Here is a 14,969-nt window from a genome sequence, read left to right on the forward strand (position 1 = left end):
ATGATTGATCCTACTGCAAAAATTCACCCAACTGCAGTTATTGAAGGCAATGTAAAAATTGGCGCTAACACTAGCGTAGGGCCATTTACATACATCAGTGGCGATGTTGAAATTGGTGAAGACAATGAGATTATGTCTCATGTCGTGATTAAAGGCTTAACCAAAATTGGTAATGGAAACCGCGTGTTTTCTTTTGCCATTTTAGGTGAAGAAAACCAAGATAAGAAATATCACGGTGAAGCTACCCAACTTGTGGTAGGCGATCGTAACGTGATTCGCGAAAGCGTGCAGATGCACCGCGGCACAGTTCAAGATAAGGGCATTACTCAAGTAGGTAGTGATAACCTATTTTGTGTGAATGCACATATTGCACATGATTGTGTGATTGGTGACAACGTTATTCTTGGTAACAACGCCACTCTTGCAGGACACGTTAAAGTACAAGACTACGTAATTCTTACTGCGCTCGTTCCTGTGCACCAGTTCTGTACTTTGGGCGCGCACGCGTTCATCGGCGGCGGTTCTACTGTGGCGCAAGACATCCCTCCATTTGTGATGGCGCAAGGTAACCACTGTAGTCCTATCGGTATTAACTCTGAAGGCATGAAACGCCGCGGCTTTGAGAAGCAAGATATTCTCGCTGTGCGTCGTGCATTTAAAACCCTATATCGCTCAGGTCTAACTTTAGATGAAGCTAAAGTTGAAATTGCCAAATCAGCAGACGAATACCCTGCGGTTAAGCAATTCATTGATTACCTAAATAATGATGTTAATCGTGGCATCATTCGCTAATAACAGCGTTTAGTTTTCCTTTTTAAAAGATCGCTGTAATGGGCGATCTTTTTATTTGTGTGCTTTTTTGTTTCCTTTTTCTGTCTGGGAGTGCAATGTATGAGTCGACCATTACGTATCGGTGTTGTTGTTGGAGAGTTGTCTGGGGACACACTAGGTGAAGGTCTTATCAAGGGAATTCAGCAAAAATATCCTGATGCTGAATTTGTTGGAATTGCCGGACCAAAAATGCAGGCATTAGGTTGTCGCTCTCTGTTTGACATGGAAGAGTTATCGGTCATGGGATTGGTTGAAGTCCTAGGGCGATTGCGTCGAATTTTGCACATCAAAAAAGAAACCGCTAAGTTTTTCAAACAGTGGCAACCGGATGTTTTTATCGGTATTGATGCCCCTGATTTTAATTTGCGACTTGAGCTAGAATTGAAAAATGCCGGCTTAAAAACCGTGCATTACGTGAGCCCTTCAGTATGGGCATGGCGTCCGAAGCGCATCTTTAAAATCGATGCCGCAACCGATCTTGTGTTAGCTTTTCTTCCTTTCGAAAAAGCCTTTTACGATAAGTATCAAGTGGCGTGTGAGTTTGTTGGGCACACTTTAGCCGACGCAATCCCTATGCATTCAAGTAAAAGTGAAGCGCGCGAACGTTTTGGCCTACAGCAAGACAGACGCTGGCTTGCGGTACTGCCGGGCAGTCGTCGCGGTGAAATAAAGTTAATGGCGCAAGACTTTATTGAAGGCTGTAAACTGCTGCATGAAAAATACCCAGATATTGGTTTTATCGTATCGGCGGTCAATCCAGCACGAAAAGCTCAGTTTGAAGAAATTTGGCAACAAACCGCTCCTGAACTCGATTTTCAAATCATTGAAGAAAACTCAGCACGTAATATTATGGCCGCAGCCGATTTTATTTTACTGGCCTGTGGCACTGCGGTTTTAGAAGGCATGCTGGTTAATCGCCCAATGGTGACCGCATACAAAGTTAATAAAATTTCCGGATTTATTGCTAAGCGTATGATGCTGAATAAGTATTACAGCTTGCCTAACTTGCTAGCGGATGAAGAGCTACTTACTGAGTTGATTATGGAAGAATGTAATCCACAGCAAATATTCACAGCAATGCAGAATATTATCGATGGTGATACCACCTATATGACGGATAAGTTTAGCGAAATGCATGCGTGGATAAAGCGTGATGCTGATACTCAAGCGGCCAACGCGGTACTGAATTTAATAGGCAAATAAATGGCAAAAGTAAAAGTAGAATACCCTCCCTTTGAGTACCCACAAGGTTACTCTTTGTTTGCCGGAGTGGATGAAGTCGGGCGAGGCCCACTGGTGGGTGATGTCGTCACTGCAGCGGTTATTTTAGATCCGAATAACCCTATCGAAGGGCTGACTGATTCAAAGGCGCTGTCTGAGAAGAAACGTTTGGCGTTATTTCCAGAAATTAAACAAAAAGCGCTAGCATGGTCAGTCGGTCGCTGTTCACCTGAAGAAATCGACGAGTTGAATATTTTGCATGCTACTATGCTGGCGATGACGCGCGCCATTGAAGGCCTTTCAATTAAGCCAGACTTTGCCTTAATTGATGGTAATCGAGTGCCGACCATCGTGATGCCGGGGCTTGCGGTCGTGAAAGGCGATTTAAGAGTGGCTGAAATCAGCGCCGCTTCTATCATCGCTAAAGTGGTGCGCGACCAAGAAATGGTTGAGCTTGATGAAAAGTACCCACAATTTGGTTTTGCGAAACATAAAGGGTATCCGACTAAGGCACATTTTGCCGCCATCGAAGAGCACGGCGTGATTGCTGAGCACAGAAAAAGTTTTAAGCCAGTTAAACGAGCGTTAGGTCTACTTGACTAACGGAACAACAGAGTAATTATGACAGAGCCGAAGTTTATACATTTACGCGTCCACAGTGACTATTCCATGGTGGATGGCTTGTCGAAAGTACCGCCTTTAGTCAAGAAAGTGGCAGAGCTTGGTATGCCTGCGGTAGCATTGACCGACTTTACTAACCTATGTGGTCTGGTGAAGTTTTATAACAAGGCTCACGGCGAGGGCGTTAAGCCCATTATTGGCGCTGACTTTATGATGCAGTCACCTGAATTTGGTGATGAATTAACCCGTATCACAGTCTTGTCTGCTAATAACCAAGGTTATAAAAACCTGACTCTATTGATTTCTAAAGCCTACCTGCGCGGTCATGTTCAACACCAACCTGTTATCGATAAAGAATGGTTAGCCGAGCTTAACGAAGGTTTAATTGTTCTCTCTGGCGGTAAAAGTGGCGAGTTAGGCAAAGCTTTATTAAAAGGCAACGACGACCTGACTCAGCAGTGCATCGATTTTTATCAGCAACATTTTGCCGATCGTTTTTATTTGGAACTGACCCGTACAGGCCGCGTTGACGAAGAGAGCTATCTGCATTTTGCGCTAGAATGCGCACAGCAGAGTAACTTGCCTGTCGTGGCAACCAACGAAGTGGTCTTTTTAAACCCAGAACAATTCGACGCCCATGAAATACGTGTGGCGATCCACGATGGTTTTACTCTAGAAGATCCGCGTCGTCCAAAAAATTACAGTGCTCAGCAGTATTTGCGCACTGAAGAAGAAATGTGTGAGCTGTTCTCAGACATTCCTGAAGCCTTACAAAACAGTGTTGAAATTGCTAAACGTTGTAACGTTACCGTACGTCTAGGGGAGTATTTCTTACCTAACTTCCCAACCGGTGATATGAGCATTGAAGAATTCTTAGTGCATAAGTCTGAAGAAGGCTTAGAAGAGCGCTTAGAGTTTTTATTCCCCGATCCTAAAGTGCGCGCCGAGCGTCGCACTGAATATGATGAGCGACTGCAAATCGAGCTAGGCGTTGTTAACCAGATGGGCTTCCCCGGTTACTTCCTGATCGTAATGGAGTTCATCCAGTGGTCGAAAGACAACGACATTCCAGTAGGCCCAGGCCGTGGTTCAGGTGCGGGTTCATTGGTGGCTTATGCGCTGAAGATCACTGACCTTGATCCATTAGAATACGATCTGCTATTCGAACGATTCTTAAACCCTGAACGTGTATCCATGCCCGATTTCGATATCGACTTTTGTATGGATAAGCGCGATCAGGTTATCGATCACGTGGCTGAGTTGTATGGTCGAGATGCGGTATCGCAGATCATCACCTTCGGTACTATGGCAGCCAAAGCGGTTATTCGTGATGTAGGCCGAGTGTTAGGTCACCCATACGGTTTTGTTGATCGTATTTCCAAATTAGTGCCACCCGATCCGGGCATGACGCTAAGCAAAGCATTTGATGCTGAGCCACAACTTGGCGAGCTCTATGATGCCGATGATGAGGTCAAAGATCTTATCGATATGTGTCGCATCCTAGAAGGGTGTACACGTAACGCAGGTAAACACGCCGGTGGCGTGGTGATCTCACCCACCACAATTACCGACTTTTCACCGATCTATGCGGATGCTGAAGGGCACTTCCCAGTTACTCAGTTTGATAAAAATGACGTAGAAACCGCAGGTCTGGTTAAGTTTGACTTCTTGGGGTTACGTACTCTAACGATCATTGATTGGGCGCTAGGGCTAATTAACCCAAGGCTTGAAAAAATGGGTGAAGAGCCGGTTCGCATCGAATCGATTCCTTTGCAAGATGAAGCCTCGTTCAGAGTGCTACAAAACTCCGAAACGACTGCGGTATTCCAGCTTGAATCTCGCGGCATGAAGGATTTGATCAAGCGTCTTAAACCGGACTGTTTTGAAGACATCATCGCACTGGTGGCGCTATTTCGTCCCGGCCCATTACAATCGGGCATGGTAGATAACTTTATCGACCGTAAGCACGGTCGAGAAGCCATCTCTTACCCAGATGAAACATGGCAACATGAGTCATTAAAAGAAACCCTAGAACCGACCTACGGCATCATTCTGTATCAAGAACAGGTTATGCAAATTGCCCAGATTTTGGCGGGCTATACGCTCGGCGGCGCAGATATGTTGCGCCGTGCTATGGGTAAGAAAAAACCGGAAGAGATGGAGAAACAGCGCTCGGTCTTTAAAGAAGGGGCGGAAAACAACGGCGTAGATGGCGAGTTGTCGATGAAAATCTTCGACTTGGTAGAAAAATTTGCCGGCTATGGTTTTAACAAATCGCACTCGGCGGCGTATGCATTGGTTTCATACCAAACGCTATGGCTAAAAACCCACTATCCTGCCGAATTTATGGCGGCGGTAATGACCGCGGATATGGATAATACGGAAAAAGTGGTCGGCCTAGTCGATGAATGTATCCGTATGGGGCTGAAAATCTTACCGCCAGATGTGAACTCTGGCCTATATCGCTTTAACGTCGATGAAACTGGCGCGATTGTGTACGGCATTGGCGCAATTAAAGGGGTCGGTGAAGGCCCAATTGATAGCATGATCGAGGCGAGAGCCAAAGACGGACACTTTAAAGATCTGTTTGATTTTTGTGCGCGTGTTGATCTTAAAAAATGCAACAAGCGTGTGATTGAAAAGCTCATTCAAGCAGGCGCACTAGATCGTCTAGGCCCACACCGAGCGGCTATGATGGCCTCTGTAGATGCAGCGGTAAAAGCGGCGGGTCAATACCACCAAGCGGAAGCCTTTGGACAGTCGGATATGTTTGGCGTATTAACCGATACCCATTCCGATGTTGAGCAAGCCTATGCGCAAGTGCCTAAATGGCCTGAAAAAGTGTGGCTAGAAGGGGAGCGAGAAACGCTCGGCTTATATTTAACTGGCCACCCTATTAACTTGTATCTACGCGAGTTGGCAAAATACACTAGCTGTCGATTAAATAACGCCACACCAACCAGACGTGACCAATCTGTTACGTTAGCAGGTTTAGTGATTGCGGCTAAAGTGATGACCACCAAGCGCGGAACTCGCATTGGTATTCTGACTTTAGACGACCGTTCGGGGCGAATGGAAGTGATGTTATTTTCTGATATGCTAGAAAAGTATGCAGAACTTGTAGAAAAAGATAGAATTGTAGTGGTTTCTGGACAGGTCAGCTTTGATGATTTCAATGGTGGCCTTAAAATGACGGCTCGTGAAGTCATGGATCTTGGCCATGCTCGTGAGAAATACGCTTCTGGACTCAGTATCTCGATATCAGAGTCTCAAATTGATGCACAGTTCTTTGAACGCTTCAGTCGAGTGTTAGAGCCGCATCGCGCTGGTACTATTCCAGTCCATATTTATTATCAACGTAGCGACGCAAGAGCCAAGTTATCCTTGGGTGTTGAATGGCGAGTTACGCCAAGCGATACGTTGATTGACGATTTAAAGCAGCTACTTGGGAATGACCAGGTAGAACTCGAATTTAACTGATTACAGAACACCCTGTATTCAGAGCAAAAAAATGAAGGAATGCTAGATGAGTTTGAACTTTCTAGAGTTTGAAAAGCCAATTGCAGAGCTTGAAGCTAAAATTGAAGCCCTACGCGATGTAAGTCGCCACGGCGGAGGAGATGGAGTAGACCTAGACAAGGAAATCACTTCTCTTGAAAAGAAAAGCTTAGAACTGAAAAAGAAAATTTTTGGTGATCTAGGTGCGTGGCAAGTGGCTCAACTTGCTCGTCACCCACAGCGTCCTTACACTTATGATTACATTGAAAATGCCTTCACTGAATTTGATGAATTATGCGGTGATCGTGCGTTTGGCGATGACAAAGCTATCGTTGGTGGCATGGCTCGTCTAGATGGACGTCCGGTAATGGTTATTGGTCATCAAAAAGGCCGTGAAACCAAAGAGAAAGTCATCCGTAACTTCGGTATGCCAAAACCTGAAGGTTACCGTAAAGCCCTGCGTCTAATGAAGATGGCTGAGCGCTTTAACATGCCTATTATTACCTTTATTGATACTGCGGGTGCTTACCCAGGTGTCGGTGCGGAAGAGCGCGGTCAATCTGAAGCAATTGCCACGAATCTAAAAGCGATGGCAGGTCTTACTGTTCCTGTTATTTGTAATGTTGTAGGTGAAGGCGGTTCTGGTGGTGCATTGGCGATTGGTGTCGGTGACTACGTGAACATGCTTGAGTACTCAACATACTCGGTTATCTCTCCAGAAGGTTGTGCTTCTATCTTGTGGCGTGACTCTGAAAAAGCGCCACAAGCTGCAGATGCAATGGGCTTAGTTGCACCGCGCTTGAAAGAGTACGGCTTGATTGATGAAATCATTACTGAACCGCTAGGCGGCGCGCACAGAGATCCAGTGCATACGGCTGAGAATATTAAAGCGGTATTGGTTCAGCAGTTAAAAGAGCTAGACAGCAAAAGTGAAGAAGAGCTACAGGAGCGTCGTTACGAGCGCTTGATGAGCTACGGTTACTGCTAAGCTAAATTTGCTCAACCGCAAATGATGAGATAATGAGAAAGGTGAGCACTAGCTCGCCTTTTTTGTTTTATGAATACCATGAATATAGTGAGAAATGCTGTGGACATTATTTTCGATACTTTTTGCAAAGTCATTGAAGCTTATCGAAGTTCTGATTCAAAAATCGTGCTGGCATTAAGTGGAGGGCTAGACTCTCGAGTGATGCTTCATTGCTTATCCCGTTATCAGGGTTTGGCTCGTTATCAAACTCAAAATCCAACAGCTAAAGTGATGGCGGTGCATGTTAATCATGGTTTAAGCCAAAATGCGGCGCTCTGGACAACGCAATGTCAGCAGTGGTGTGAAGCCTCCTCAATCGTTTTTTGCGTAGAGCATGCCCATTTAGATATCAACAGTAAACAGAGCCTAGAAGCGCAAGCTAGAGACGCACGTTATGAGTTATTGGCTAAGCACCTGCAGAACGGTGATTTGTTATTAACGGCGCAACATGCCGATGATCAACTCGAAACTCTATTATTGGCATTAAAGCGTGGTAGTGGCCCAAGGGGGTTGGCTGGAATGGGGGCGTCATCTGCTTTTCAGGACAGCTTACTAGTAAGGCCTTTTCTGTCCTTACGCCGAGAACAACTGCATGATTATGCCGTTGAGCATCAATTGCAGTGGGTAGAAGACGAAAGCAATCAAGACACTAAGTTTGATCGCAACTTTTTAAGGCATGCAGTGGTTCCGCAACTATCGAAGCGCTGGCCAGAAATACAAAAAAATGCCCTGCGCAGTGCTGAGCTATGCTTTGAACAAGAGCAGCTGCTTGATGAATTACTGCAACATCAATATCAGCAAGCCCTGAACCCTGATAATAGCCTGAGTATGCAACGTTTAAGTGCGGTGTCTGAAGCGATTCGTCATCGCTTAATTCGTCAATGGTTTAAGCAGCACAATCATCCAATGCCCAGTCGCAAGCAGCTTATTTTATTGTTCAATGAAGTGATAGGGGCGGGCGCAGATGCTAATCCTAAGTTGGTCATTGGAGATAGGACAGTGCGCCGATTCCAAAACTCGATTCACTTGGTTAAAGAGATTGAGCCGCCACAAGAGTGGCAGTCCGTGTTAAAGAGCAATCAAATCTTAGATCTGCCGCATCAATTAGGCAGTGTTGTATTAGGTAATCACAGCGATCTTGGCCTTGGCGTACGTGCGGCTAATGCCGATGAAAAAGCTTGGGTTCAGTTCAATCCTAGTGGTTTGAGTGCCCATCCTGCAGGGCGCGTCGGTAGTCGAAAACTAAAAAAACTGTTTCAGGAGTATCAAATTCCGCCATGGAAACGATCACTTATACCCATTTTGATGTATAACGATAAAGTGGTAGCGGTTGGCGATTTGTTTGTATGTCGCGACTTTACTGGGTCAAGTCACCGTTTTTATTGGAAGAAAAAATAATCAACAAGGTAATATTATGAAAAAGTCTCTGGTTGTTGCGGCTCTTTTGGCATCGGTTATCGGTGCAACGGCGAACGCTGCTGATATTGAAGCAGGTAAAGCAAAGGCTCAAATCTGCGCAGCTTGTCATGGTGCTGATGGAAAAGCTGTGATCGATGGTTACCCAAATCTCAATGGGCAAAATGCGAAATACATTGTTAGCTCACTCAAGGCTTATAAAGCCAAAGAAAGAAGCGGCGGGCTAGCGGTGGTAATGCAAGCACAAGCATCGCTGCTTAATGATCAAGATATGGAAAATCTAGCCGCTTATTATGCAGCAATGAAATAATAAGGCTATTTTGTCTTAGCTTGGCCAATATAGATGAATTCCTATTTGGTAATTTAGGAAAAAACATTGATAATACTTGAACTTGCCATAGGCTGAGCAAATTAGGGAGTAGAAATGAAAAAGATTGAAGCTATCATAAAACCTTTTAAACTCGACGATGTACGAGAAGCATTAGCAGAAGTCGGTATTACAGGAATGACCGTATCTGAAGTAAAAGGCTTTGGACGTCAAAAAGGCCATACTGAACTGTACCGTGGTGCTGAATACATGGTTGATTTTCTACCAAAAGTTAAGTTAGAAATCGTAGTCTCTGACGATGTTGCGGCACAATGTATCGATAAGATCGTTGAAACAGCGCAAACGGGCAAAATTGGTGACGGTAAGATTTTTGTTTCTGATGTTGAGCGAGTTGTACGTATTCGTACTGGAGAAGAAGACGAAGACGCAATCTAATCTTAGGTAGTATTGCACCTTAAATAGTAGATTAATCTTTTAAGCCCCTGCCTTAGTGCGGGGGCTTGTTGTTTTCTATACTTAGCCAAATTGCTACTATGACATCACACTTCGTTAGTTCAGATCTTCTCAACAGGTAATCTATGTCCGCACATAAAAAAACACGTTGGTTTTTGTTCATTATTATAGGGCTCGCCATAGCCACAGTAATAGTGTTTAAAGTTTTATTCTCTGTGCCTGATGCCGAACATTTAGTGGTCACGGATGGAGTGAAAGATACTCAGGTTGAGAGCCGCTTTGAGTGCCAGAGCTTTGAGCGAAATGGCCGCACGTTAGATGATAATGGACAGATTGATGTTCTGGTGTGGAACTTATACAAACAAAATAGAGAAAATTGGAAACCAGTACTGAGTGAATTACTTAAAGGTAAGCAGTTAGCTCTATTGCAAGAGGTGAGCTTAACCGATGAGTTCAAAAGTTGGTTGTATCAAATTGAGTGGATAGGGCAACAAGCCAAAGCTTTTGAAGCTTTTGATGTCAGTGCTGGGGTACTCAATTTAGCGCCGGTTTATCCGCTTCGTATTTGTGCTCAGTTAGATTCAGAGCCGTGGCTACAACTGCCAAAGTCGGCGTTATTCGCCACTTATCCCTTGTCTGATGGCAGTGAATTGGCGGTAGGTAATTTGCACGCAATTAACTTTACGCTGGGTACTGACGAGTATCGACAACAGGTAATTACTTTGGTGAACAAACTAAAAAGGCACCCAGGTCCGGTGATTTTTGGTGGGGATTTTAATACTTGGAGTGATGAACGAATGCAAAAGCTTGGCCAAATCATGGCTACCGCACATTTTAAAGAAGCAGTGTTCCCTAGTGGTCAGCGCTCAGAGTTTATGAATGGGCATGTATTGGATCATATTTACTATCGTGATCTGCAGTTAATAACAGCAAAGGCGCCAACAAGTGACGCCTCTGATCATAATCCATTACTGGCAAGTTTTGCGTTAATAGCTGCTAAACCGTCACTTTAGTTACATCGACATACAGCTTCAGTTTTTGTCCTAGCTTAAGGTATTTCGACGTGTTCAAGTTGTTCCATTTGACCACGTCACTAGAGCGTACTTTAAAGCGATGCGCGATACTGCTGATGCTGTCACCACTGCGCACATTGTAGTAAACGGTGCGCATCACAGCGCCAGGAGAGCCTTTTTTCCAAACCACTAACTTCTGGCCAACGCGCAAAGTATCTTTTGGCGCCATACCATTCCATTTAGCTAAAGATTGTACTGAGACGTTGTGTTGTTTGGCAATATTCCAAAAACTCTCACCCGATTTTACGGTATGTGAAACTTTATAATCACCTCGACTGCGAGACTGAGTCTGTTTGAGTCGATTCTCGGCGCTCAGTATATAAGCACTGTTTGATTGAGTTGATGTTGGGATCAGCAAATAGTGTCCAGCTCGAATATTTGAGTTAGACATACCGTTAGCCGTTTGAATCACTTTAATCGTGGTTTTATGCTTTTGTGCAATCAAACCTAGGCTGTCACCCGCTTTTACCTTGTAGCGAATCAGCTTAACGCCTTTGCCACGGTTCTTTTCTACTTTGGCTAAAAACTGTTCTTTTTTCTCAATAGGAATCAGAAGTTTATGAGGCCCATCAGGCGCGGTTGCCCACTGGTTATAAGCAGGGTTATAGCTTTGCAGTTCTTTAACGCTTATATCGGCGTACTGAGCGGCAATGCCAAGGTCTAACTGCTCTTTAGGGTCGACTTGCACCAGCACTGGTTTATTTTCAATGGCTGGGATTTCAACGCCGTATTTTTCTTGGTGAGCCACAATATCAGCAATTGCCATTAGCTTAGGCACATAGGCGCTGGTTTCTTGCGGCAGTTCTAGGGAGAAAAAGTCCGTTGGCTTATTTAGACGACGGTTTTTGCGAATAGCACTGCTCACGCGACCACCACCACTGTTGTAGGCCGCAATAGCGTGATTCCAGTTACCATCAAAACGATTATTTAAGTCGCCAAGGTATTTTAAAGCGGCATCTGTAGAGGCAGAAACATCACGACGACCGTCATACCAATAGTTTTGTTCAAGCCCATACCATTTACCGGTTCCGGGAATGAACTGCCATAAGCCTGCAGCACTGCCATGAGAATAGGCAAAGGCATCATAAGAACTTTCTACAACAGGAAGCAGTGCCAACTCCATTGGTAAGTTCTTTTGCTCGATCTTTTCTACAATAAGGTGTAGGTACGGCTCGGCTCTTTTAGAGACGGTTCTAAGGTGGCTTGGGTGTTTGATATACCAGTTACGGTAATATTCTACTTTTTCATCATTGGCGACAGGCAACTTAAGTTGCATGCCAATACGTTTCCACAAGTCTTGCTGTTGCTGAGGGGTTAGCTCAGGCGCCTTTTCCACTTCTTCAACGGGCTCTACAGCCACTTCTTGAGGTTTTTCTTGGGCTGGTGGCGCAATCTCAACTTGGCTTTGTTGTGTTGTTGGAGGAAGCTCTGTGACCTCTTTTTCTGTGGGCTGCTGTGGTGTCTGACAGCCTGTAAGTACCAGAGCTAATATCCAGCTGTATTTCAATTTCATGCAAAAGCCTTCGTGCTATGTCTTTCCCATTATTTGTAATCACTGTTCAGTATTATTGGTTTTATGAACAAAAGTGTTGTACCCGTTGTCGTTAGAAACGGGTTATTAAATGGGTGTAAATAAAATATTGTGCCAGAGTGTACTTAATTAGAAGCTATCTTTCCATTTACGCAGTGCGGTAAAAACACCTTCAGGGGAAAGATCTTCAGTTTTATGTGCTACTGAGTTAATGACTTCAGGCATATCAACCCTTAAAAAAGGATTAATCCATTTTTCTTGTTCAATTGTGGTCGGTAGAGTGGGCTTTTGATGGGCTCTCAGCTGATTTACTTTTTCGCGGTAAATTTGTAACTGCGGGTTACTAGGCTCGATTGCCATGGCAAACGATAGGTTGTTCGAGGTGTATTCGTGTGCGCTGTACACTTCGGTTTCCACGGGTAGTGATGCCAGTTTTTGCAGTGATTGCCACATTTGTGCCGGTGTTCCTTCAAATACTCGGCCACAACCTGCCGAAAATAGCACATCGCCACAAAACAGTTTGCCATCACCTAGAAAACCAATGTGGCCTAAGGTGTGTCCCGGTAAATCAAGTACGATAAAGTGTTCACCAAATAACTCTAACTGTTGCCCTGCGCCTACAGAGTGAGTAAGGCCAGCTACGGCATCTTTTTGCGGACCCACAATAGTGACGTCAGAAAATTCACGTTTAAGCTCTGAGACACCGCCAATATGATCCGAATGGTGATGAGTGATCAGTATTGTGTTCAGTTGCAAATCGTGTTCTTTGAGGTAAGCCAAAACTGGAGTTGCGTCGCCCGGATCGACAACGGCACATTGACCTTGGTTATTGTGAATAAGCCAGATGTAATTATCATTAAATGCAGGTATGCTTTTTACGACTAACATTAAGATATTCCTATTGTTTCTTTACGGATGACTGCTGAATGCGACCAGCTCGGATATCACGGAAAATAACCCAACCCCATTCTTGGGATGACCTACCTAAGCATAAGTGGGTTCGTGACGCTATACAGATGCGTTTGGATGAGTGGTGCCCGAAATTATTTGGCTACCATATGCTTAAATTAGGTGGCTTGAGCTGTGAGATTACCAGTTGTAACTGTAATATTCAGCATCAAATCAACTTGGACATCAAAAATCCAGTGCACAATGTGATTGCTGATGCTTATGATTTACCGTTTCTAGAAAAAAGCATCGATGTGGTTTTAATGGCACATCAATTGGATTATTGCTTGGACCCGCACCGTTTATTGCGTGAAGTGGATAGGGTGATGATTGATGATGGTTATCTTATCTTAACTGGATTTAATCCAATTAGCTTATCTGGACTTAATAGCTTGATGCCATGGCGCCGGCGCACTATGCCTTGGTGTGGACGAATGTTTACCCCACACAGGGTTAAAGATTGGCTCAGTGTGCTTAATTACCAAGTGGTGCACATGGATAGCTATGGTTTAGTGCCAGTGAAAAAGCAAAGGGCAATTTGGACATGGTTAGAAAATGGCATTGGCAATTGGAGCGCTCCTTTTTGTAGCCAATACTTTATTGTGGCGCGCAAAAGAACCTATCCATTAAAACCGATTAAACCCCACTGGAAACTGAAACGTCGTCTTGCGCCAGTGAGGCTTAATTGTCGAGTTAAGTCTTAACTCTTAATTTTTGTCGCTTCAAGATGGCTGATAGCCGGTGTCTTCATCGGTCGGGGACTCAGCCGCTTGGCGAGCAATTTCGTCACAGATTTCGTTTTCTCTGTGACCTGCATGACCTTTTACCCATTTCCAATCCACATCATGGCGCTGGCTTTCTGCATCGAGAGCCTGCCAAAGGTCGGCATTTTTAACCGGTTTTTTATTGGATGTTTTCCAATCGCGCTTTTTCCAGCCATGGATCCATTGGGTGATACCTTGACGCACGTATTGGCTATCGGTGGTCAATACCACTTTGCATGGCTCTTTAAGAAGTTTTAGCCCTTCTACTGCCGCCATCATCTCCATACGGTTGTTGGTGGTCAGAATGAAGCCTTTAGAAATCAGCTTCTCGTGTTCTTTGTAACGCATGACGATGCCATAGCCACCGGGGCCTGGATTGCCTAAGCACGAACCATCGGTGAAAATCTCAACTTGTTTATTCATGATTTGATATGATTGCCTAATAACAGCCTTACCTTTAGTCTGACACAGTTTTAATTTTATGAATACTAGTAACAATTCGCGCCGCATAGTGGTGCTCGATACAGAAACAACCGGTATGAACCGTGAAGGCGGTCCCACTTACCTTGGGCACAGAATCATTGAGATTGGTGCCGTTGAGATAGTGAACCGCAAGCTAACGGGTAATCACTTTCATGTTTATATTAAGCCTGATCGAGAAATACAACCGGATGCGATTGCGGTACACGGTATTACCGATGAGTTTTTGCTTGATAAGCCAGAATACAAAGACGTTCATCAAGAGTTTCTTGAATTTATCGACGGTGCTGAGCTAGTCGCGCACAACGCGCCCTTCGATGTCGGCTTCATGGACTATGAATTTAGCAAAATTGGCGCTTCGGTAGGTAAAACCCAAGACTACTGTAAAATTACCGATACCTTGGCGATGGCAAAACGCTTGCCAAATATGCCAGCGCGTAAAAACTTAGACTCATTAGCAAAACATTTTACTATCGATATTTCCGCTCGTGTATTGCACGGCGCATTACTCGATGCCGAGATCTTAGCCGACGTTTATCTGTTTATGACGGGTGGTCAAACGGCTATTCAATTTGGTGGTGGTAATTCTGAAGGGGCGGCAGGTTCAACCATTCAACGTGTGGAAGCAGGACGTGCGCCACTGCGCGTAATTAAAGCCAGCGATGAAGAACTTGCCGCTCACGCTGAGCGTTTAACTTTGCTCTCTGGCGAGCCCAATTGGTAAGTTAACAGCTAAGACTTGCCTTGATTCATCAGGCAATAGTTAAAATGCGATAGA

14 protein-coding genes are annotated in these 14,969 nt (G+C 44.6%); 11 read left to right on the forward strand and 3 right to left on the reverse strand.

Translation table 11 applies throughout. The features are described from left to right. The 9 genes from lpxA (at position 1) to VHA01S_RS05655 (ending at position 10,408) form a co-directional block, all read left to right on the forward strand. Entirely contained in the window at positions 1-792 is a 792-nt protein-coding gene (lpxA, locus tag VHA01S_RS05615; protein WP_023403384.1) for an acyl-ACP--UDP-N-acetylglucosamine O-acyltransferase, read from the forward strand. A 99-nt stretch (positions 793-891) separates the two neighbouring features. Further along, positions 892-2,034 carry a lipid-A-disaccharide synthase gene (gene lpxB, locus VHA01S_RS05620; protein ID WP_023403385.1) on the forward strand — a complete coding sequence of 381 codons (1,143 nt, stop codon included), beginning with the start codon at positions 892-894 and terminating at the stop codon, positions 2,032-2,034. Next, positions 2,035-2,655 (forward strand): ribonuclease HII, encoded by a 621-nt coding sequence (gene rnhB, locus VHA01S_RS05625; protein ID WP_023403386.1) that lies wholly within the window; start codon positions 2,035-2,037, stop codon positions 2,653-2,655. 18 nt (positions 2,656-2,673) lie between these two features. After that, complete coding sequence (gene dnaE / locus VHA01S_RS05630) at positions 2,674-6,153, forward strand: DNA polymerase III subunit alpha (RefSeq protein ID WP_023403387.1); 3,480 nt, start codon at positions 2,674-2,676, stop codon at positions 6,151-6,153. 46 nt (positions 6,154-6,199) lie between these two features. After that, positions 6,200-7,159, forward strand: coding sequence for an acetyl-CoA carboxylase carboxyl transferase subunit alpha (accA, locus tag VHA01S_RS05635; protein ID WP_023403388.1), 960 nt, complete (start codon positions 6,200-6,202; stop codon positions 7,157-7,159). A gap of 99 nt (positions 7,160-7,258) precedes the next feature. Further along, a complete protein-coding gene (gene tilS / locus VHA01S_RS05640; RefSeq protein ID WP_023403389.1) occupies positions 7,259-8,596 on the forward strand; it encodes a tRNA lysidine(34) synthetase TilS in 1,338 nt (445 codons plus the stop codon). A gap of 16 nt (positions 8,597-8,612) precedes the next feature. Continuing rightward, positions 8,613-8,924 (forward strand): c-type cytochrome, encoded by a 312-nt coding sequence (locus tag VHA01S_RS05645; RefSeq protein ID WP_023403390.1) that lies wholly within the window; start codon positions 8,613-8,615, stop codon positions 8,922-8,924. 114 nt (positions 8,925-9,038) lie between these two features. Then, positions 9,039-9,377, forward strand: coding sequence for a nitrogen regulatory protein P-II (gene glnB, locus VHA01S_RS05650; RefSeq protein ID WP_023403391.1), 339 nt, complete (start codon positions 9,039-9,041; stop codon positions 9,375-9,377). A gap of 143 nt (positions 9,378-9,520) precedes the next feature. Continuing rightward, a complete protein-coding gene (locus VHA01S_RS05655) occupies positions 9,521-10,408 on the forward strand; it encodes an endonuclease/exonuclease/phosphatase family protein (protein WP_023403392.1) in 888 nt (295 codons plus the stop codon). On the opposite strand, the gene VHA01S_RS05660 is transcribed toward VHA01S_RS05655, so the two are convergent. Beyond that, a complete protein-coding gene (locus VHA01S_RS05660; RefSeq protein ID WP_023403393.1) occupies positions 10,392-11,981 on the reverse strand; it encodes a LysM peptidoglycan-binding domain-containing protein in 1,590 nt (529 codons plus the stop codon). The genes VHA01S_RS05655 and VHA01S_RS05660 overlap by 17 nt on opposite strands. Before the next feature lie 147 nt (positions 11,982-12,128). Further along, entirely contained in the window at positions 12,129-12,887 is a 759-nt protein-coding gene (gloB, locus tag VHA01S_RS05665; RefSeq protein WP_023403394.1) for a hydroxyacylglutathione hydrolase, read from the reverse strand. Positions 12,888-12,925: 38 nt separating this feature from the next. On the opposite strand from gloB, the gene VHA01S_RS05670 reads away from it, so the two are divergent. Beyond that, entirely contained in the window at positions 12,926-13,651 is a 726-nt protein-coding gene (locus tag VHA01S_RS05670) for a class I SAM-dependent methyltransferase (protein ID WP_023403395.1), read from the forward strand. Between the two features lie 18 nt (positions 13,652-13,669). Here VHA01S_RS05670 and rnhA read toward each other — a convergent pair whose 3' ends face one another. Further along, on the reverse strand, positions 13,670-14,134 hold the full coding sequence (rnhA, locus tag VHA01S_RS05675) for a ribonuclease HI (protein WP_023403396.1): 465 nt from the start codon (positions 14,132-14,134) through the stop codon (positions 13,670-13,672). A 58-nt stretch (positions 14,135-14,192) separates the two neighbouring features. Here rnhA and dnaQ point away from each other — a divergent pair, with 58 nt between their 5' ends. Further along, entirely contained in the window at positions 14,193-14,915 is a 723-nt protein-coding gene (gene dnaQ, locus VHA01S_RS05680) for a DNA polymerase III subunit epsilon (protein ID WP_023403397.1), read from the forward strand. Positions 14,916-14,969: the final 54 nt, after the last annotated feature.

The organism is Vibrio halioticoli NBRC 102217 (assembly GCF_000496695.1).
Classification (GTDB): domain Bacteria; phylum Pseudomonadota; class Gammaproteobacteria; order Enterobacterales; family Vibrionaceae; genus Vibrio; species Vibrio halioticoli.